Source organism: Tessaracoccus sp. SD287, assembly GCF_017355265.1.
GTDB lineage: Bacteria > Actinomycetota > Actinomycetes > Propionibacteriales > Propionibacteriaceae > Aestuariimicrobium.
The window spans coordinates 94967-113216 of record NZ_JADIJQ010000007.1; the positions used below are offsets into that span (position 1 = coordinate 94967).

Below are 18250 nucleotides of genomic sequence, written 5' to 3' on the forward strand. Positions count from 1 at the left end.
GGCCCGGCCACCGAGCGTCGGTACTCAGAGCGGTGCGGTGATGGTGCGGTAGCGGCCGCGGGTGTGGTGCAGAGGGCTCTCGTCGGGACCGACCTCGAAGTGGGTCGCCCGGCACGTCAGCTGCAGCGTCCAACCCACCTCGGCCTGCGACTCCAGTTCCAGGGCTGCCCAGGTCGCCGCGCCCGTCAACCGGGGCCCATGGTCGGTCTGCTCGAACTCGGCATGGGTGAAGGCGCCCCCGGGCGCCGGGGCCACGCCGCCGAACATGTCGGCGAGTCCCCGATGCTGCCACTCGAGCAGACAGACCACCGCCCTGCCGGTCGCCATGACCTTCTCGGCCAGGGCCGACTCGGGGTCGACGAACCCGATCACCCGCCACGGCTCCCCGGGGATGACCAGGGACGAGCTCACCGTCAGTCCGGCAGCGTCGTGCGCCCCGGCGGCCAGGTTCCCGGCGGTCCACAGGCTCACCCGGTTGCCCAGCCGACCGCGGAACTGGCGCCCCAGGACCCGTTCCTCGTCCATGAAGGGGTGGCTGCTGTGGATCGTCATCGGACCGCCTCCCGTTCCTCGTCGACCGGGCTGGCAGCCTTGAACTGCGACTCGTAGAGGTCGAAGTAGGGGCCCTGGGCGGCGAGCAGCTCGCCGTGGCTGCCCTGCTCGACGATGGCTCCGTGTTCCATCACCAGGATCAGGTCGGCGTCGCGGATGGTCGAGAGCCGGTGGGCGATCACGAAGCTGGTGCGGCCCTCCCGCAGGCGCGCCATGGCATGCTGCACCAGCACCTCGGTGCGGGTGTCCACCGAACTGGTCGCCTCGTCCAGGATCAGGATCGCCGGATTGGCCAGGAAGGCACGGGCGATCGTGATCAGCTGCTTCTCGCCAGCGGAGATGTTGGAGCCCTCGTCCTCGATCACCGTGTCGTAGCCCTCGGGCAGGGCGTGCACGAACCGGTCGACGTAGGTGGCCGTGGCAGCCTCGAGCATCTGCTCCTCGGTGGCATCCAGGTTCCCGTACATGATGTTGTCGCGGATCGACCCCTCGAACAGCCAGGTGTCCTGCAGCACCATGCCGAGCTTGCGGCGCAGGTCGGCGCGGGCCACCGAGGCGATGTCGACGCCGTCCAGGGTGATGGTGCCACCGTCGAGTTCGTAGAAGCGCATCAGCAGGTTCACCAGGGTGGTCTTGCCTGCGCCCGTGGGCCCGACGATGGCCACCGTCTGGCCCGGCGTCGCGGTGAGGTACAGGCCATCGATCAGCGGCTCGTCGGGCGTGTAGCTGAAGGAGACGTTCTCGAACCTCACCAGCCCTCGGGTCGGCGGCAGCGGCTGGCCACTGTCACCGACCAACTCGGTGGCGTCCAGCACCTCGAAGACGCGCTCCGCCGAGGCCACGCCCGACTGCAGCAGGTTGGCCATGGACGCGACCTGGGTGATCGGCTGGGTGAACATGCGGGAGTACTGGATGAATGCCTGCACGTCGCCCAGGGTCATCTGGCCGTTGGACAACCGCAGGGCGCCGACGACGGCGACGACCACGTAGTTGAGATTGCCGATCAGGAACATCACCGGCATCATCATTCCGCTCAGGAACTGGCCCATGAACGACGATGTGCGCAGCGCCTCGTTGCGATCGGCGAAGACCTTCTCGACCTCCCGCTGGCGTCCGAAGACCTTGACCAGTGCGTGGCCCGTGAAGCTCTCCTCGATGGTCTGGTTGAGCTTGCCCGTCGATGCCCACATGCTGACGAACTGCACCTGGGCCTTCTTGCCGATGATGGCGGCGGCCACCCCCGAGATGGGCACGATCAGCAGGGTCACCACTGCCAGCAGCGGCGAGACCCAGAACATCATGATCATGACGCCGATCAGCGTGAGGACGGCGTTCAGCATCTGTTGCAGGGTCTGCTGCAGCGTTTGTGAGACGTTGTCGATGTCGTTGGTCATCCTGCTGAGCAGTTCACCGCGCGGCTGCTTGTCGAAGTAGCGCAACGGCAACCGGTCCAGCTTCTTCGACAGGTCCTTGCGGAGCCCGTAGACGGTGCGCTGGACGACGCCGTTGAGCACCCATCCCTGGGCGAACATCAGCAGGGCCGAGATCACGTACAGGCCGAGCACCACCAGCAGCACCTGTCCCAGTGCGCCGGAGTCAATGCCCTGGCCCGGGACGACCGGCATGGTGCTCAGCAGGTCGGCGAAGTCGCCGCGGCCCTCAGCGCGCAACTGCGCGATCAGCGCCTCCTTGGTGATGCCCGACGGGAGGTCCTTGCCGAGGACACCGGCCACGATCAGGTTGGTGGCCCGGCCCAGGATCTTCGGGCCGACAACGCTGGCCAGGACGCTGATGGCGGCCATGGTGATGACCAGGGCGATGAGCATTCGTTCGCCGCGCATCCGGGACAGCAGGCGCTTGAGCGAGGGCCCGAAGTTCACCGCCTTCTGGGCGGGCGCCATGCCGCCCATCGGGCCGTGACCACTGGCGCCGGACTTGCGGGCGACCTCCTCGTGCTCGCTGCGGGCATTCGCCGTGACGGGTTCGGTGTCGGGGGCGTCGGTCACGCCGAGCCCGGTTCCTGGGCTGCTCATGCTGCTGCCTCCTCGGCGCTGAGCTGGGAGTTGACGATCTCGACGTAGGTCGAGCAGGTCTCCATCAGCTCGGAATGGGTGCCCCGCCCGACGATGCGTCCGCCGTCCAGGACGATGATCTGTTCGGCATGGCGAATGGTGGCCACCCGCTGCGCGACGATCAGCACCGCCGATTCGCCGGTGACGGGCCGCAGTGCCTCGCGCAGGCGGGCGTCGGTCGCCACGTCCAGGGCCGAGAACGAGTCGTCGAAGACGTAGACCTCGGGGCGTTTGATCAGCGCGCGGGCGATCGAGAGTCGTTGGCGTTGTCCGCCCGACACGTTGGTGCCGCCCTGGCTGATGGGCGCCTCCAGCTGGCCGGGCATGGCTCGCACGAAGTCCTCGGCCTGAGCCACGCGCAGCGCCTGCCACATCTGTTCCTCGGTGGCCTCCGGTGAGCCGTAGCGCAGGTTCGAGGCGACGGTGCCGCTGAACAGCACCGGGCGCTGCGGCACGAGTCCGATGGAGGCCCACAGGGTGTCGGGGTCGAGTTGGCGCACGTCGACGCCGCCGACCAGGACCCGTCCCGCCGTCGCGTCGAACAGCCGGGGGATCAGGCTGACCAGGGTGGTCTTGCCGGCGCCGGTGGAACCGATGATGGCGGTCGTCTGGCCGGGGAACAGGTCGAAGGTGAGGTCCTGCAGCACCGGCACCTCGGCCCCGGGGTAGCTGAACTCGACGCCCTCGAAGCGGATCCGTCCCGGGGTGTCCAGGGACATGACGCCCTCGGCGGGTGGCACCACGCTGGACTCGGTGTCCAGGACCTCCATGATGCGCTCGGCCGAGACCATGGCTCGGGGGGCCATGAAGACCATCATGGTGGCCATCATCACGCTCATCAGGATCTGCACCAGGTAGACGAGGAAGGCCGTCAGTTGGCCGACCTGGAGTTCGCCGCTGTCGATGCGGGTGCGGGCAAACCACATCACCGCGACCTGCGAGACGTTCATCACGAACAACATCAGCGGGAACAACATGGCCATCAGCCGGCCGACCCGGATGCCCAACCAGGTCAGGTCCTCGTTGGCGTGGTTGAACCGCTGGCCCTCGTGGGGTTCACGGGCGAAGGCACGCACGACGCGGATGCCGGTGATCTGCTCACGCACCACCCGGTTCAGGGCGTCGATCTTGACCTGCATGGACTGGAACAGCGGGATCGCACGGGTGATCAGCAGGCCCAGGGACACGCCGAGCACGAGCACCGAGGCCAGGATCACACCGGACAGTTGCACGTCCTCGCGCAGCGCCATGGCCACCCCACCCACCATCGTGATGGGTGCGCTGACGAGCATGATCAACGACATCAGCACGAGCATCTGCACCTGTTGCACGTCATTGGTGTTGCGGGTGATCAGCGACGGGGCACCGAACTGGTTCACCTCACGACTGCTGAAGGACAGCACCCGGGTGAAGATGCTGGAGCGGATGTCGGCCCCCAGGCTCATGGCGATGCGGGCACCGAGGTAGGCCGCCCCGATCTGGCAAGCGGCCTGCGCGGCGGCGACGACGAGCATGATGACGCCGTTGCGCCAGACCAGTCCGGTGTCCTGGAGCAGGACGCCCTGGTCGATGATGCGGGCGTTCAGTGTCGGCAGGGCCAGCGAGGCTGCGGTGGCGATCACCTGCAGCACGATGACCGCGGCAATCAAGCCCGCGTACGGCCCGATGTGCTTGTTGACGAGATGGATGAGCTTCACGAGGACTCCTGCTGGGTGGAGGCGACACCGTAGAGGAAGACCCGGACGAGATCGCCCGAGTCGAGCGTCGGCTCACCGGCCGACAGCAGGGGGTGGCTGGCGCTCACGGCCAGCACCCGCAGGTGGAAGGCGATCGTCGGCAACGGCAACCGGAACTCGTTCGCGTGGGGGGCCAGGGCATGGGCGATGGCGGCATCGACCAGTCGCATCCGCTCCACGTGGCGGTGGTGGTGGTCGGCCATCGCGGTCTCGCTGGGCCGATCGTGGCGCTTCAGCGCGACGAGCAGGCTGGACTGCTGCTCGACGCCGCGCCGCAACGCGGTGAGGATGCCCAGGGTGAGGCTCTCCAGGTCATCGCCGGTGAGGCCGGCGAGCAACTCAAGGAGCGGGTCGGGGTTCAGCAGGTCGTCGACCACCGCCGAGACCAGTTCTGCCTTGGTCTCGAAATGGCGGAACAGGGTGCCCTCAGCGATCCCGGCAGCCTCGGCCACCTGCCGGGTGGTGAAGCCGGTGGGGTCGGCGAGCAGGATGGGGCAGGCGGCAGCGATGATCTCGGTGCGTCGCTGGTCGGGCGGCAGTGCCGCGGCGCGGGGTGGTGTCACGTCGACCCAGTGTAGTGAGTGAGCACTCACTCATCCAAGCGGCATGATGAACTTTCTCATCGCCTAGGGTGGGAGCGTGACCGCAGCCACTGACACCAGCCCAGCCGACCTCGGACCCCTGGCGGGTCGACACTTCGAAGCGATCATCTTCGACATGGACGGCACCTTGATCAACTCCCTGGCGGCCGTCGAGCGCAGCTGGGCGACCTGGGCCGTCCACTATGGAATCAGTGCCGAACAGCTGGCGAACTGGCACGGTGTGCCGTCGGCGGCCATCATTGCCCACCTCATTCCCGAACCACACCGTGACGAGGCCAAACGCTTCATTGACGAACTCGAGGTGGTCGACACTGACGGCATCGTGGCGCTACCCGGGGCCGTCGGCGCGTTGGAGGCGTTGGACGACTCGCGTCGTGCCATTGCGACCTCCTGCCACCGTGACCTGATGGACGCGCGGATCGTGGCCAGCGGCATCCCGCGTCCCGCCGTCACCGTGACCGTGGACGACGTCGAGCGCGGCAAGCCGAACCCCGACCCCTTCCTGCTGGCAGCGCAGCGTCTGGGTGTTGACCCGACCCGTTGCCTGGTGGTCGAGGATGCCACCGCCGGACTGGTCGGTGCCCGCGCCGCGGGTTGCGTGACGCTGGGCGTGGTCACCACCACCCCGCGGCAACTGGTCGCCGAGCAGGCCGATGCCGTCGTGACGAACCTGGCCGAGGTGCGCTTCACCCAGACGCCGCGCGGTGTCAGCCTGACCCTCGCCTGAGCCCTGCCCCCGGGCGCGGGGTAATTGTCCGCCTCCCACGCCGTCCGCAAACGGGATCCCTGTTGATCACACCCCTGCGGGTGCGAGATTGCACCCCCAAGGATGGCTTGTCGAGCCCGTTGCTGCCCCGGCCCGGGGCGCCGGGGCAATGTGGGGATGAGCATGTGGTCCGCATCACATCGACGAATGGAATGAGGGCAAGATGAGCACCTTTGGAAATGAATCCACCAAGGACCAGGCCGCGACCGAGGCGTCCGACCTGAAGCGCACCGTGAGCGACGAGGCCAGCACGCTGGCCAGCACCGTCGGCTCCGAGAGCCAGAACGTCATGTCAGAGGCCAAGTACCAGGCCAAGGGTTTGGTCGATGAGTCCGTCGGCCAGTTGCGCAGCCAGGCCGCCACCGGCCAGCAGCGTCTGGCTGAGGTCGTGCGTGAGTTCGCCGGTGAGGCCGGCACCATGGCTGAGGGCAGCGGGCAGAGCGGCATCGCCACCAAGCTCGCGTCTGACGCAGCCCGCGTCGGCGATGACCTGGCCAGCTGGCTGGAGGCCCACGGACCCGACGACGTCCTGCGTGAGGTCCGCCGGTTCGCGGCTCGCCGTCCGGGCACCTTCCTGGCCATCGCGGCCGGCGCCGGTCTGCTGGCGGGCCGCTTCCTGCGAGGCGTACGCGACGAGAGTGCTGACGACACCCGGGAACTGACCACCGGGTACTCCTACCAGGACCCGCGCCGCGCCGTCGGTGAGCACGCCTACAGCTACTCCGAGGACACCAGCCGACTCGGCGCCACGGGAGGCTCCGCCTACCCCGTGGACCCGGCCTACCCGTTGGAGGACACCTACGCTGCTGACACGGAGTACCAGACCTCCGGCGGCTACCAGACCTCTGCGGGCTACCCGGCGACACCCGGATACCAGGCGGGATCGGACTACGAGACCACCACCGGTCAGCAGGGCTACCAGAATGAGCCGCCGCGATGACCGACCCGAACCTGCAGGTGCCCAGCCGCCCCGTGGGTGCACCGGACCAGGACCGACACCCGAGTGACGGCCGTGACATCGGCCAGATCATGGGCGATCTCAGCAGGGACGTCTCGACGCTGATGCGCCAGGAGGTGGCGCTGGCCCGGGCCGAGATCACCCAGAGCGCCAAGAAGGCCGGCCGCGGGGCAGGCCTCTTCGGCGGCGCCGGCGTCGCGGCCCACATGGCGCTGCTGTTCGCCACCTTCGCGCTGTGGTGGCTGGTGGCCCACCTATTCGACAACGATGATCCCTGGTTCGGCTGGAGTTTCCTGATCGTGGCCGTTCTGTGGGGCATCGTCGCCGCGGTGATGGCTGTCAAGGGCAAGTCCGAATTCGAAGACGTCGAAGGCGTCCCCCGTACCGCCGAGACCATCAAGCAGATCCCGAACGCCGTGAAGGGTGATGAGGAGAAGAACCGATGAGCAACGATCCCGAAGAGATTCGTCAGCAGATTGAGCACACCCGCTCGAGCCTCAGCTACGACGTCAACGCCCTCGCCGATGAGGCGAACCCGAAGAACATCGCCCACCGGCAGGCCGACAAGGCCCTGTCGGGGGTCCGCGAGACCGCGACCAACCTGAAGGAGCGTGTCATGGGCACCGAGGATCACGCCGCCCAGGCCCTCAGCAGCACTGCCGGCGCCATCAGTGACTCCGCTGGCCAGGCCAAGCAGATGGCCCAGCAGGCACCCCAGCAGGTGCGCCGCCAGACCCGGGGCAACCCCCTGGCCGCCGGGGTGGTCGCCTTCGGTCTGGGTGCCCTGATCGGCAGCCTGATCCCGTCCACCGAACCGGAGCGCAGGGCCGCCGAGGCCGTCAAGGACAAGGCCGGACCTGCCATGGACCAGGCCAAGGAGATGGCGCGTGACGCTGTCGAGCAGGTCAAGCCCGCCGTCCAGGAGGCAGGCGAGCAGCTCAAGCAGGCCGCCACCGACGCCAAGGACGAGGTTGTCGGCCAGGCCCAACAGGCCAAGGACCACACGGTCGAGCAGGGCAAGACGGCCAAGGACAACCTGCAGTCCGGGACCGCCGGGTCGGGGCTGACCGACACCACCACCGGCTACTCGGGCACCACCGGGACCACGGACACCGCCACCGGGTACCCGGGCACCACGACCGGGACCACCGGCACGACCGGGACCACGGGCACGACCGGGACCACCAACGGACAGCGCTGGTAACCACCAGCCCCAGACACGCCACAGCCGGGCACCCTTCACGGGTGCCCGGCTGTGGCGTTGGTTCAGAAGTTCACGAACGGGTTCGGCTGGTCACCCTGGTCACCGGGGGCCGCGCTGTCCCCCTGTCCCTGCGGGGCGTCGCCCTCGGCCTGCGTACCGGGGGTTGCGGCAAGCGGAGCATCACCCTTCTCTTCGGCGTCGGTGCTGGCGCGTTGCGGGGCGCCGCCAAGCTTCACCGCGGTGCCATAGGCGGTCACTTCGGAGGCCCCCTCGCTGATCTTGCCGCCGTCGAAGCGCAGACCGATGACCGCGTCCGCGCCGGCCCGGGTGGCCATCTCGACCATCGCGGTGACAGCGGCCTGCCGGGTCTCGGTCAGGATCACGGCCAGGTCGGCCTGGGCGCGCATGTCTCGGGGACGGGTCACCACGCCGATGACCTCACCGAGGATGTCGGTGACCTCCTGACCGGGCAGGTTCTCGGTGGTGGACACGATCACGTCACGCTGCAGCAGTTCAGCCGTGCGCGGCTCCGGCTCGGGAACCGGGGTGGGGGGCACGGGACGCTGCGGCTGGGCCGACTGCTGGCCCTGCGGCCCCCAGTGCTGGGGTGACATCGGCGGCTGCTGGCCGGGGTGCGGGGGCTGGCCGGGATGCGGCTGCTGGCCCGGGTGCGGGGGTTGGCCCCAGCCCTGCTGGGGCGGTCCGCCGGGACCGGGCTGAGGCGCTCCCCACGGGGCGGGCTGGCCCCATCCCGGCTGCTGCGGCGGCTGGTTGCCGGCACCGGCTGGCGGCTGCCCCCACCCTGCCGAGGGCTGGGAGGAGGGTTGGCCATAGGGGTTCTGGCCGTACGGGTTCTGGCCGTAGGGAGGGTTGCTCATGCCCCCACGATAGTTGTTGGGGTTTCACCGCGGCAGGTCATCGAGGAGCGAAATTCCCCCGCGCAGGGACAACCATGGCATTGAATGGCTGCATGGGACGGGTACTGGTGCTCGGCGGGACCGGCTGGGTGGGTCAGCGGATCGCGGCACGCGCGGTCGAGCGTGGTGACACGGTCACCTGCCTGGCCCGCGGGGAGTCGGGCGCCGCGCCCCCGGGCGCGCAGTTGGTGCCCGTGGATCGCCGCCTGCCGGATGCCTACCAGGGGCTCGGCGGCGACTGGGACGAGGTCATCGAAATCGCCCATGACCGGGAGTTGGTCGAGTCGGCACTGCTGGCGCTGGCCGACCGCGCCCGGCACTGGACCCTGGTCTCGTCCGTCTCGGTGTACGCACGCACCGATGAACCCGGCGCCGACGAGTCGGCCGACCTGGTCGAGGTGGGTCCCGAGGACGGCGAGCGTGACTATGCCCAGGCCAAGGTCGCGGCGGAACGAGCGAGCGCCCACCACCTCGGTGACCGGCTGCTGGTCGTCCGCCCCGGACTGATCGCTGGCCCCGGCGACCCGAGTGACCGCTTCGGGTACTGGATGGCCCGGCTTGACCGCGGCGGCCCGGCACTCACCCCGACCACCCAGGGCCGCAGGGTTCAGGTGATCGACGTGGACGACCTGGCCGAATTCGTCGTCGGGGCGGCGGACCGGGCCGGGGTCGGGGTGGTCAACGCTGTGGGCCACAGTCATGACCTGGCCGACGTCCTGGCCCAGACCGCCCGCGCCACCGGGTTCACCGCCCCGTTCGTGGCCCGCGAGGACGAGTGGCTGCTGGCCCGCGACGTCGGTTACTGGGCGGGCCCGCGTTCGTTGCCGCTGTGGCTGCCGCCGACGCACACCGGCTTCGCCGATAATCGCAATGACGCCTACCTGGCCGCCGGTGGGACGATCCGTCCACTGGGGCAGACCATCAGCCGGGTGTTGGTCGACGAACGCTCTCGGGGCACCGCGCGTACGCGCCGTTCCGGGCTGGACCCCGCACAGGAATGGGCGCTGCTGCACGATGAGGGCACCGAGGCCCGACCTCGGTAGGCTGTCCGGGTGAGTGAGAACCAGGAATCGCCGACCGCCCCGTCCAGCACCTCCGAGGAACTTCGCGCCCAGGCCGAGGTCTCCGAGCAGATGCAGGTGCGCCGCGAGAAGCGCCAGCGGCTGCTCGACCAGGGCACCGAGGCCTACGCCTTCGACCTGGAACGCGACCACACCCTGGCCCAGGTCCGCGCCACCTGGGGCCACCTCGAGTCCGGTGAGGAGACCCAGGACGAGGTCAGCATTGGCGGGCGGGTGGTCTTCATCCGCAACACCGGCAAGCTGGCCTTCGCCACGCTGCAGGACGGTTTCAGTCCCGCCGACAACGGCGAGCGCCTGCAGGTGATGCTGTCGCTGGCCGAGGTCGGCAAGCAGCGTCTGGCCGACTGGAAGAGCGACGTCGACCTGGGCGACTTCGTCTGGGTGCGCGGACGGGTGATCAGCTCCCGGCGCGGCGAACTGTCGGTGATGGCCGCCGAATGGCGGATGGCGTCCAAGGCGCTGCGCCCGATGCCGGTCATGCACAAGGATCTGTCGGAGGAGGCCCGCGTCCGTCAGCGCTACGCCGACCTGGTGGTGCGCCCCGAGGCGCGTGACATGGTGCGCACCCGGGCGCAGATCACCCGCAGCATCCGCCGGACGCTTGAGGACCAGGGCTTCATGGAGGTTGAAACCCCCACCCTGCAGCTCATCCACGGTGGCGCGGCCGCTCGCCCGTTCAGCACCCACCTCAACGCCTTCGACCTGGACATGACCCTGCGCATTGCCCTGGAGCTGTACCTCAAGCGTGCGATGGTCGGCGGCGCCGACCGGGTCTACGAGATGGGCCGCATCTTCCGCAACGAGGGCATCGACTCAACCCATTCGGCCGAGTTCACCATGCTCGAGGCCTACCAGAGCTGGGGCAACCAGTTCACCATCGCCCGGGTCACCCAGGACATCATCCAGAACGCCGCCCGCGAGCTCGGCCTGCTGCAGCTGGAGACCCCGGCCGGCACCATCGACCTGGACGGTGACTGGGAATGGCTCGGCGTCCATCCCGGGCTGTCGGCAGCCGTCGGTGAAGAGGTCACCCTCGACACCCCCCGGTCGGTGCTGGAGTCCATCGCGCAGCGGCATGACGTCGAGCTGAACCCCTCGTGGAACGACGGCAAGGTCGTCATGGAACTGTTCGGTGAGATCGTCGAACCCACGCTGCTGCAGCCGACCTTCGTCTGCGACTACCCGGCGATCGCGCAGCCGTTGGCCCGCCCGCACCGCGACGACCCGCGGATGGTGGAGGCCTGGGACCTGATCATCGGTGGCGTGGAGCGCGGCACCGGCTTCACCGAGCTGATCGACCCGATCGTCCAGCGCGAGGTGTTGACGGCCCAGTCGCTGGCTGCGGCGGCGGGCGACCCCGAGGCGATGCAGTTGGACGAGGACTTCCTGGCGGCTCTCGAGTTCGGCGCCCCGCCGATGGGCGGTCTGGGTCTGGGCGTCGACCGCCTGATCATGCTGTTCAGCGGTGCCGGCATTCGCGAGACGATCCTGTTCCCGCTGCTGCGTCCCTCGGGACACTGACCCGGGCTGTTGCCCCCCCAGAAGGCTGTTACTTCCAGAGGGTCGAGATGGCGAAGGCGGCAGCCATCAGACCCATGCCAATCAGCACGTTCCAGTCGCCGAGTTCGCTCATGAACGGAATCTGGTTGCCGGCGATGTAGTAGGTCACCAGCCACAGACCGCCCAGCAGGCCCACGGCAATGAAGACCGGCGGCACCCACCGGCGTGAGGTGGGGGCCATGCGCTTGCGCTCGCGGCGCTTTTCGGCGTCCTCGACGACCTTCTTGGTCTTCTTCTTCGTCGCTGCGGACTTCGACACCTTGGACTCGGCCATGCCGTGTGTTCCCCTGTTCCCCCGGTCGTGCCGGACTCGCCAGACCGAACTGCGTCGGTTTACGAGAGGTAGCCTAGTCGACACCGGGTACGCCGCCGAAACCTTGGAGGACAGTTGAGCCCCGATCGCCAGCGCCACCCCCTGCGTCCTCGCCTGCGACGCCTGTGGCGTCGCGCCGGGGTCGGGCCGGGTGGCCGATCGGTGCGGGGTCGTCTGGCCAGCTCCGTGGTCCTGGCACTGGCGGCGCTGATGGCCACCGTCGGAGCCCTCTCGGTGCGCGGGGACGACCCAAGGGCCGGACGCAATGGTGACCTCACCGGACTGGTCCGGGCCCGCGCCCACGAGAACAAGAACCTGGCCGACACCATGGCCGCCCAACGTGCCGAACTCGACGAGTTGTCCAAGCAGTCCGACAATCCTGCGCTGAGCGCCCAACTCGAGCGGGCAGCCGCGCAGGCCGGTGCCACCCCGGTGCGGGGACCGGCCGTCAAGGTGGTGCTGGACGACGCCCCCTTGTCGGTCAAACCGCCGGACGTCGCCGACGACCTGCTGATCGTCCACGAGCAGGACATCCAGATGGTGGTCAACCTGTTCTGGGGTGCTGGCGCGGAGGCGATGACGGTGCAGGGGCAGCGGATGATCTCGACCACCGGCATCAAGTGCGTCGGCAACTCCGTCGTCCTCCACGGGGTGCCCTATGCACCGCCCTACGAGATCATCGCCATCGGCGACCCGGCTCGACTGCTGGCTGCGCTGGCTGGCAGCGACGAGGTCAAGGTCTACCAGCAGTACGCCGAGGTCTACCGCCTGGGCTGGGCCCAGGAACGTCTCGGTGAGGTGACCATGCCGGCGTACACCGGTCAGGCCGGGTTGAAGTACGCGAAGCCCCCAGCCTGAGGGTGCACAATGGGGCACGTGAAGATTCTGGTCATCGACAACTACGACTCCTTCGTGTTCAACCTGGTCCACTACCTGGCCCAGTTGGGGGCCGAGGTCGAGGTCTGGCGCAACGATGACGAACGCTTCGCCAACCAGGACTTCCATCAGGGCTACGACGGGTTGCTGGTCTCGCCCGGCCCCGGCACCCCCGAGGAGGCCGGTGTCTGCGTCGAGGTGATCCGAACCCACACCGGACGGGTGCCCATCCTGGGCGTGTGCCTGGGTCTGCAGGCGATGGCGGTGGCCCACGGCGCCACCGTGGGACGTGCCCCCGAACTGCTGCACGGCAAGACCTCGGCGATCCTGCACCACGGCACCGGCGTCTTCGCCGGGCTGCCCTCACCGCTGACCGCCACCCGTTACCACTCGTTGGCCATCGTCGAGGAGACCCTGCCGGAGGTGCTGGAGGTCACGGCGCGCACCGAGTCCGGGGTGATCATGGGCATTCGCCACCGGAACCAGCCACTGGAGTCGGTGCAGTTCCACCCGGAGTCGGTGCTGACCGAGGGTGGCTACCAGATGCTCGCCAACTGGCTGGCGGACTGCGGCGACGCCGACGCCCCGGCGCGGGCGGTCGGCATGTCGCCGCTGGTCACCCTGGCCTGAACCCGGGTCAGCCGCCGGGCGTCGAGGGCGCGCCGCTCGGGGTCTGCGACGACGTCGACGACGTCGACGGGTCCGGGGTCACCGGTGTCGACGGCGGGGGTGTCTCGGCGGGCGTGGTCTGGGTGCTGGTGGCCGTGCTGGGCGTGGCCACCGGAGTCGCCGGGGCCTCGGCGATCACCACCACGATGGGCTTGGTGCGGTCGGCGGCCAGTTCGTCGCCGGGCGTCTGCCGGAAGACCAGACCCTGGGTCTGGGTCGACTCGGCGCGCTCCACGGTGATGGTGAAGCCCCGCTGCCGGGCCAACGCCTCGGCCTCGGCCTCGGTCTTGCCGATCAGGTTCGGGACGATGGACATGCCCTTGGCGACGGTGATGGTGACCTCGGAACCCTTGGGCAGGTCGGCGCCCTCGGCCGGGTTCACCTTGGTGACGTCACCGGCGGTCGCGTCGATGGGTTCGTCGGCGGGGGTGTCGTCGACCTTCTTGACCGTGAAGCCGGCCGCCACCAGTGCCTTCTCTGCCTCGGCGGCGGTCATCCCGACCAGATTGGCCGGCACCTTGCTGGTCGCCGGGCCACGGTTGACCACGATGTCCACAGCGGTTCCCTCAGGCACCTGGGACTGTCCCTCCGGGTTCTGGCTGATCACCTGCCCCGCCTTCTCGGCGGTCTGGTTGACGTAGTCGACGGTGCCGACCTTCAGCCGGGCGTTGACGATGGTCGAGCGGGCTGCCTCCTCGGTCAGGCCGGTCAACGCCGGCACCGGAACCTGGGCCACCACGGGCGCCTCGACGGGCTTGAAGAACTGCCACAGCCCGAAGCTGACCGCCGCCAGCAGGGCCAGCAGGAGCACCCCGACCACGATCGGCAGGGTCCGGGCCTTCCTCTGCTCGTCCAGTTCGTCGTCGGCGGTGGCCAGGGCCGCTGGCGGCGCCGAGGCCACGGCGACCGGCGTCTGGCTGCCGGTCTGCCACGGTTCCGGGGGCAGCGGCACCGGCGACATCAACACTGCCGTGACCTTTTCGCCCGAGAGCAGGCGGGCGATGTCGTCGTGCATCTCCTCGGCGCTCTGGTAGCGGTCGGCCGGGTCCTTTGCCAACGCCTTCAGCACGATGGCGTCCATGTCCTGGGTGATCTCGGGGTCGAGCTGGCTCGGCGCCACCGGCAGTTCCCGGACGTGCTGGTAGGCGACACTGACCGGTGAGTCGCCGATGAAGGGCGGACGCCCCACCAGCAGTTCGTACAACAGGCAGCCAGCCGAATAGATGTCGGACCGGTTGTCCACGGTCTCGCCGCGGGCCTGCTCGGGGGACAGGTACTGCGCGGTGCCGATCACGGCGGCCGTCTGGGTCATCGTCGCCGACGTGTCCGAGACGGCGCGGGCAATGCCGAAGTCCATCACCTTGACCACCCCGTTGGTGGTCAGCATCACATTGGCCGGTTTGATGTCGCGGTGGATGATGCCGGCGCGATGGGAGTAGCCCAGGGCCTCCAGGGTGCCCTGCACGAACTCCAGGGCCCGTTCCGGCAGGATCTTGCGGCCGTCGCGCAGCACGTCCTTGAGGGTGTGGCCCTCGATGAGTTCCATCACGATGAAGGGCACCGAGATCTGCGTGTTCGGGTCCTCGGCCTCGCCGGTGTCGTAGACGGCGACGATCTTGGAGTGGTTCAGGCCGGCCGCGGACTGCGCCTCGCGACGGAAACGTGCCTGGAACATCGGGTCGGTGGCCAGGTCGACCCGCAGACGCTTCACGGCCACGTCGCGATCGAGGCGGACGTCACGGGCACGCCACACCTCGGCCATGCCGCCGCGCCCAATGATCTCGTCGAGCCGGTAGCGGTCACCGAGCACGGTTCCCTGCACGGACATCGGCCGGGTCCTTTCCGCGAGTGTGGGGGCGTCGGGGTCGATCGCGGGCATGGCGCGGGTGGCCGCCGCGTCGTGCGCGGCCTCGGGCCGCTGCCCCTCCTCGTCCGGGGGCAGGGCCCGAGCGGGCTGGTCCGGGTTCACGAAGGTGTCGTCGTTGGGAGTCATGGTCTCAGAGCCTCGATCACTGCCTTGGCGATGGGTCCGGCCAGTCGGCCGCCGGCGATGTCATTACGTTCCACTTCTGCATCCTCGATGAAGACAGCCACCGCCACGTTCGGGTTCTCGCTGAAGGCGACGAACCAGGCGTAGGGCGGACGATCGGGGTCGGACTGTGCGGTGCCGGTCTTGCCACCCACGCGCACCCCGGCGACCTGGGCGGCGCCGCCGGTGCCGTCGCTGACGACCTTGACCAGCATCTCCTGCAGCAACTCCGCGTTGCCGGTGCTCATGGCCTTGTCGAGTTTGACGGGGCGGTTCACGTGCACGATCGACAGGTCGTTGGCGCGCACCTCCTTGACCAGGGTCGGCGCCATCACCTGCCCATCGTTGGCGATGGCGCCGATCACCATGGCCATCTGCAGCGGGGTGGCGGCCACGTCGAACTGTCCGATGGCGCTCAACGCGGTCTGCGGCACGTCCAGTTCGCCGGGGAACTGGCTGGCCACGAAGGGGACGTCGGTGGCGACGGTCTTGTTGAACCCGAACTTCTCCGCCTGGGCGCGCAGCGCGTCGGAGCCCACCTGCATGCCGATGTTGGCGAAGGAGGTGTTGCACGACTTCATCAGGGACACCTCGAGGGTGACCTGGGTGTTGCCGCAGTCGACCTGGTTGGTGAGCACCACGTTGGTCTGGGGCAGCTTCAGCTCGTCGGGTGCCTCGAACAGGGTTTCAGGCGCCATGCCGTTCTCCAGCGCCGCCGCCGCCGTGACGATCTTGAAGGTCGAGCCCGGGGGATAGATCTCGCGGGAGGCGCGGTTCGCCAGGGGTCGGTTCGGGTCGGCGTTCAGCGTCGTCCACGCGTCGCGCGAGATGTTGAGGTCGGTGCTGGACAGCTGGTTCGGGTCGTAGGTGGGCAGGCTCACGTACGAGAGGATCTCGCCGCTGGTCCAGTCCATCGCCACCACGGCACCCTTGCGGCCGGCCAGACCGTCGTAGGCCGCCTTCTGCGCCCTGGGATTGAGCGTGGTCGTCACCGAACCGCCGATGGGCTCCTTGCCGGTCAGGGAATCGATGATGCGGTTGAAGAACTGGTCGTCGCTGGTGCCTGCCAGTTGCTTGGAGTAGTTCAGCTCGATGCCGGCCGAGCCGTAGTCGTAGGCGTAGTAACCGGTGGCGTGGGCGTACAGCAGCGGCTGGGCGTACTGGCGGGCGAACGCGAAGCGACCCTGGCTGGGCATCGACTGGGCGATGGCCTGGGTGCCCACCATGATGGCGCCGCGGTTGCGGGCGTACTCGGCGTCGGTCACCCGACGGTTGCGGGTGTCGTTGTTGAGGGTCTGGGCCCGGCCGACCTCGAGCCAGCTGGCATTGAGGAGCAGGGCGAACATCATCAGCGCTGCCAGCACGGCCACCTTGCGGATGGGACGATTCATCGGTTCACCACCTGCGTCTGGTCGTCGGAGAGGTCGGCGACATCGGCGGCCATGGCGGGGCCGGTGTGCACCAGCGGCACCGGTTTGCGGGCCTGGTGACTGATCACGACCAGCAACCCGATGATGACCCAGTTGGCGATCAGGGACGACCCGCCCTGGCTCATGAAGGGGGTGGTCAGCCCGGTCAGCGGCAACAGCCGGGTGACCCCGCCGATGATGGCGAAGACCTGCAGCGCGAACACGAACGACAGTCCGCAGGTCAACAACTTCACGAACTCGTCGGAACTGGCCAGCGCGGTGCGCAGGCCTCGCGACACCAGGATGGCGTAGATCATGATGATCGCCATCAGGCCGGCGATGCCCAGTTCCTCGCCGGCGGCGGCGCTGATGAAGTCGCTCTTGGCGAGCGGGGTCAGTCCGGGACGGCCCAGGCCCCAGCCGCGGCCGGTGAGACCGCCCCAGGCGATGCCGAACTGGCCGCTGATCACCTGCAGGTTCTGGTCGTAGTTCTCGAAGGGGTGCAGCCAGGCGTTGACGCGCACCTGCACGTGCCAGAACAGCGTGAAGGCCAGCCACGCCCCCACCGCGAACAGACCGATGCCGATGATCACCCAGCTGGGACGCTCGGTGGCGACGTAGAGCATCATCACGAACAGACCGAAGAACAACAGTGCGGTGCCCAGGTCGGACTGGAAGACCAGCACCAGCATCGCCGCGCCCCACATGATCACGATCGGCAGAAGGTCGCGCAGCCGCGGGATGCGCAGCGGACCCACCTTGTGGCCACCCAGGGCCAACAGTTCACGCTTCTGCACGAGGTAGGACGCGAAGGCGATGGCCAGCACGATTTTGGCGGCCTCAGCCGGCTGGAAGGAGTACCCGGCCACCCGGATCCAGATGCGGGCCCCGTTCAGCTCGACCCCCAGCCCCGGCAACAGCGGCAGCAGCAGTAGCGCCAACCCGGCCAGGAAGAGCAGGTAGGGGAACCGGTCGAGTCGGCGCAGGTCGCGCAGGAAGAACAGGACGGCCGCGAACAGGGCCATGCCGAGACCCGTCCAGATGAACTGGGTGTAGCTGTCGGAGCGGGGCGGGGTGGGAATCAGGTCGATGCGGTGGATCAGCGCCAACCCGAGCCCGTTGAGCGCGACCACGCACGGCAGGATCAGGGGATCGGCATAGGGTGCCCGGAACCGAATCACCAGGTGGCAGGCCAGCGCCATGCCCACCCACAGGCCGCACACCCACGGCCAGTTCTCGGGCACCCGCCCGGTCATGTTCAACCCGGTCAACAACCAGCCGCCCAGCCCAAAGGAGCAGGCGACAAGCAGCATCGCCAGCTCGGTGTTGCGACGCTTGCGGAAGGTCACCAGCACCGGGCCCCGACTGGCCGTGGTGGGCAGGTCCGCCGGTGCCGCAGTCGCCGAACCTGTCGACAGGCGCGGAGCAGCCATCAGCAACCCTCTCCCGGGGGCGGTTCGGTGGCCGACGGAGAAGCACTGCTCGGCGCGAGGCTGCTGGGTGCG

17 protein-coding genes are annotated in these 18250 nt (G+C 68.8%); 8 read left to right on the forward strand and 9 right to left on the reverse strand.

Annotated elements, in window-relative coordinates; translation table 11 throughout:
- Nucleotides 1-24: 24 nt before the first annotated feature.
- Genes IPV09_RS04625 through IPV09_RS04640 form a run of 4 tightly spaced genes read right to left on the reverse strand, consistent with a single transcriptional unit; the run spans nt 25 to nt 4923 of the window.
- Nucleotides 25-552, reverse strand: coding sequence for a flavin reductase family protein (locus IPV09_RS04625; protein ID WP_207474010.1), 528 nt, complete (start codon nt 550-552; stop codon nt 25-27).
- Nucleotides 549-2585 carry an ABC transporter ATP-binding protein gene (locus tag IPV09_RS04630; protein ID WP_304650735.1) on the reverse strand — a complete coding sequence of 679 codons (2037 nt, stop codon included), beginning with the start codon at nt 2583-2585 and terminating at the stop codon, nt 549-551. The genes IPV09_RS04625 and IPV09_RS04630 overlap by 4 nt, the downstream gene beginning before the upstream one ends.
- Nucleotides 2582-4321, reverse strand: coding sequence for an ABC transporter ATP-binding protein (locus tag IPV09_RS04635; protein WP_207474012.1), 1740 nt, complete (start codon nt 4319-4321; stop codon nt 2582-2584). The genes IPV09_RS04630 and IPV09_RS04635 overlap by 4 nt, the downstream gene beginning before the upstream one ends.
- Nucleotides 4318-4923: a TetR/AcrR family transcriptional regulator gene (locus tag IPV09_RS04640; RefSeq protein ID WP_207474014.1), complete on the reverse strand. Its 606-nt coding sequence runs from the start codon at nt 4921-4923 to the stop codon at nt 4318-4320. Before IPV09_RS04640 ends, IPV09_RS04635 begins: the two co-directional genes overlap by 4 nt.
- Before the next feature lie 76 nt (nt 4924-4999).
- On the opposite strand from IPV09_RS04640, the gene IPV09_RS04645 reads away from it, so the two are divergent.
- The 4 genes from IPV09_RS04645 (at nt 5000) to IPV09_RS04660 (ending at nt 7890) form a co-directional block, all read left to right on the forward strand.
- Nucleotides 5000-5689 carry an HAD family hydrolase gene (locus IPV09_RS04645; protein ID WP_370590220.1) on the forward strand — a complete coding sequence of 230 codons (690 nt, stop codon included), beginning with the start codon at nt 5000-5002 and terminating at the stop codon, nt 5687-5689.
- A gap of 202 nt (nt 5690-5891) precedes the next feature.
- Entirely contained in the window at nt 5892-6668 is a 777-nt protein-coding gene (locus IPV09_RS04650) for a hypothetical protein (protein ID WP_207474016.1), read from the forward strand.
- Nucleotides 6665-7132, forward strand: coding sequence for a phage holin family protein (locus IPV09_RS04655; protein WP_207474017.1), 468 nt, complete (start codon nt 6665-6667; stop codon nt 7130-7132). Before IPV09_RS04650 ends, IPV09_RS04655 begins: the two co-directional genes overlap by 4 nt.
- Nucleotides 7129-7890 (forward strand): DUF3618 domain-containing protein, encoded by a 762-nt coding sequence (locus IPV09_RS04660; protein ID WP_207474019.1) that lies wholly within the window; start codon nt 7129-7131, stop codon nt 7888-7890. The genes IPV09_RS04655 and IPV09_RS04660 overlap by 4 nt, the downstream gene beginning before the upstream one ends.
- Nucleotides 7891-7952: 62 nt before the next feature.
- Here IPV09_RS04660 and IPV09_RS04665 read toward each other — a convergent pair whose 3' ends face one another.
- Nucleotides 7953-8768, reverse strand: a complete 816-nt coding sequence (locus IPV09_RS04665) for a heavy metal-binding domain-containing protein (RefSeq protein ID WP_207474020.1) — start codon at nt 8766-8768, stop codon at nt 7953-7955.
- A gap of 92 nt (nt 8769-8860) precedes the next feature.
- On the opposite strand from IPV09_RS04665, the gene IPV09_RS04670 reads away from it, so the two are divergent.
- Nucleotides 8861-9850 carry an NAD-dependent epimerase/dehydratase family protein gene (locus IPV09_RS04670; RefSeq protein WP_207474021.1) on the forward strand — a complete coding sequence of 330 codons (990 nt, stop codon included), beginning with the start codon at nt 8861-8863 and terminating at the stop codon, nt 9848-9850.
- 90 nt (nt 9851-9940) lie between these two features.
- Complete coding sequence (gene lysS, locus IPV09_RS04675) at nt 9941-11410, forward strand: lysine--tRNA ligase (RefSeq protein ID WP_207474039.1); 1470 nt, start codon at nt 9941-9943, stop codon at nt 11408-11410.
- Nucleotides 11411-11438: 28 nt separating this feature from the next.
- Here lysS and IPV09_RS04680 read toward each other — a convergent pair whose 3' ends face one another.
- A complete protein-coding gene (locus tag IPV09_RS04680; protein WP_207474022.1) occupies nt 11439-11723 on the reverse strand; it encodes a cell division protein CrgA in 285 nt (94 codons plus the stop codon).
- A gap of 114 nt (nt 11724-11837) precedes the next feature.
- Between IPV09_RS04680 and IPV09_RS04685 the strand changes: the two genes are divergently transcribed.
- Nucleotides 11838-12620: a DUF881 domain-containing protein gene (locus tag IPV09_RS04685; protein WP_242681228.1), complete on the forward strand. Its 783-nt coding sequence runs from the start codon at nt 11838-11840 to the stop codon at nt 12618-12620.
- A 9-nt stretch (nt 12621-12629) separates the two neighbouring features.
- A complete protein-coding gene (locus IPV09_RS04690; protein ID WP_207474023.1) occupies nt 12630-13268 on the forward strand; it encodes an aminodeoxychorismate/anthranilate synthase component II in 639 nt (212 codons plus the stop codon).
- Nucleotides 13269-13275: 7 nt separating this feature from the next.
- On the opposite strand, the gene pknB is transcribed toward IPV09_RS04690, so the two are convergent.
- From pknB to IPV09_RS04705, 3 genes are all read right to left on the reverse strand, one after another.
- Complete coding sequence (gene pknB, locus IPV09_RS04695; RefSeq protein ID WP_242681240.1) at nt 13276-15135, reverse strand: Stk1 family PASTA domain-containing Ser/Thr kinase; 1860 nt, start codon at nt 15133-15135, stop codon at nt 13276-13278.
- Nucleotides 15136-15296: 161 nt separating this feature from the next.
- Nucleotides 15297-16727: a penicillin-binding protein 2 gene (locus IPV09_RS04700; protein ID WP_207474025.1), complete on the reverse strand. Its 1431-nt coding sequence runs from the start codon at nt 16725-16727 to the stop codon at nt 15297-15299.
- A complete protein-coding gene (locus IPV09_RS04705) occupies nt 16724-18058 on the reverse strand; it encodes an FtsW/RodA/SpoVE family cell cycle protein (RefSeq protein ID WP_242681241.1) in 1335 nt (444 codons plus the stop codon). The genes IPV09_RS04700 and IPV09_RS04705 overlap by 4 nt, the downstream gene beginning before the upstream one ends.
- Between the last annotated feature and the right edge of the window lie 192 nt (nt 18059-18250).

Coding starts and splice junctions, on each gene's coding strand:
- IPV09_RS04625 (WP_207474010.1), bottom strand. CDS start 552: ATGACGATCCACAGCAGCCACCCCTTCATGGACGAGGAACGGGTCCTG.
- IPV09_RS04630 (WP_304650735.1), bottom strand. CDS start 2,585: ATGAGCAGCCCAGGAACCGGGCTCGGCGTGACCGACGCCCCCGACACC.
- IPV09_RS04650 (WP_207474016.1), top strand. CDS start 5,892: ATGAGCACCTTTGGAAATGAATCCACCAAGGACCAGGCCGCGACCGAG.
- IPV09_RS04655 (WP_207474017.1), top strand. CDS start 6,665: ATGACCGACCCGAACCTGCAGGTGCCCAGCCGCCCCGTGGGTGCACCG.
- IPV09_RS04660 (WP_207474019.1), top strand. CDS start 7,129: ATGAGCAACGATCCCGAAGAGATTCGTCAGCAGATTGAGCACACCCGC.
- IPV09_RS04665 (WP_207474020.1), bottom strand. CDS start 8,768: ATGAGCAACCCTCCCTACGGCCAGAACCCGTACGGCCAGAACCCCTAT.
- IPV09_RS04670 (WP_207474021.1), top strand. CDS start 8,861: ATGGGACGGGTACTGGTGCTCGGCGGGACCGGCTGGGTGGGTCAGCGG.
- lysS (WP_207474039.1), top strand. CDS start 9,941: ATGCAGGTGCGCCGCGAGAAGCGCCAGCGGCTGCTCGACCAGGGCACC.
- IPV09_RS04680 (WP_207474022.1), bottom strand. CDS start 11,723: ATGGCCGAGTCCAAGGTGTCGAAGTCCGCAGCGACGAAGAAGAAGACC.
- IPV09_RS04690 (WP_207474023.1), top strand. CDS start 12,630: ATGGGGCACGTGAAGATTCTGGTCATCGACAACTACGACTCCTTCGTG.
- pknB (WP_242681240.1), bottom strand. CDS start 15,135: ATGTCCGTGCAGGGAACCGTGCTCGGTGACCGCTACCGGCTCGACGAG.
- IPV09_RS04700 (WP_207474025.1), bottom strand. CDS start 16,727: ATGAATCGTCCCATCCGCAAGGTGGCCGTGCTGGCAGCGCTGATGATG.
- IPV09_RS04705 (WP_242681241.1), bottom strand. CDS start 18,058: ATGCTGCTTGTCGCCTGCTCCTTTGGGCTGGGCGGCTGGTTGTTGACC.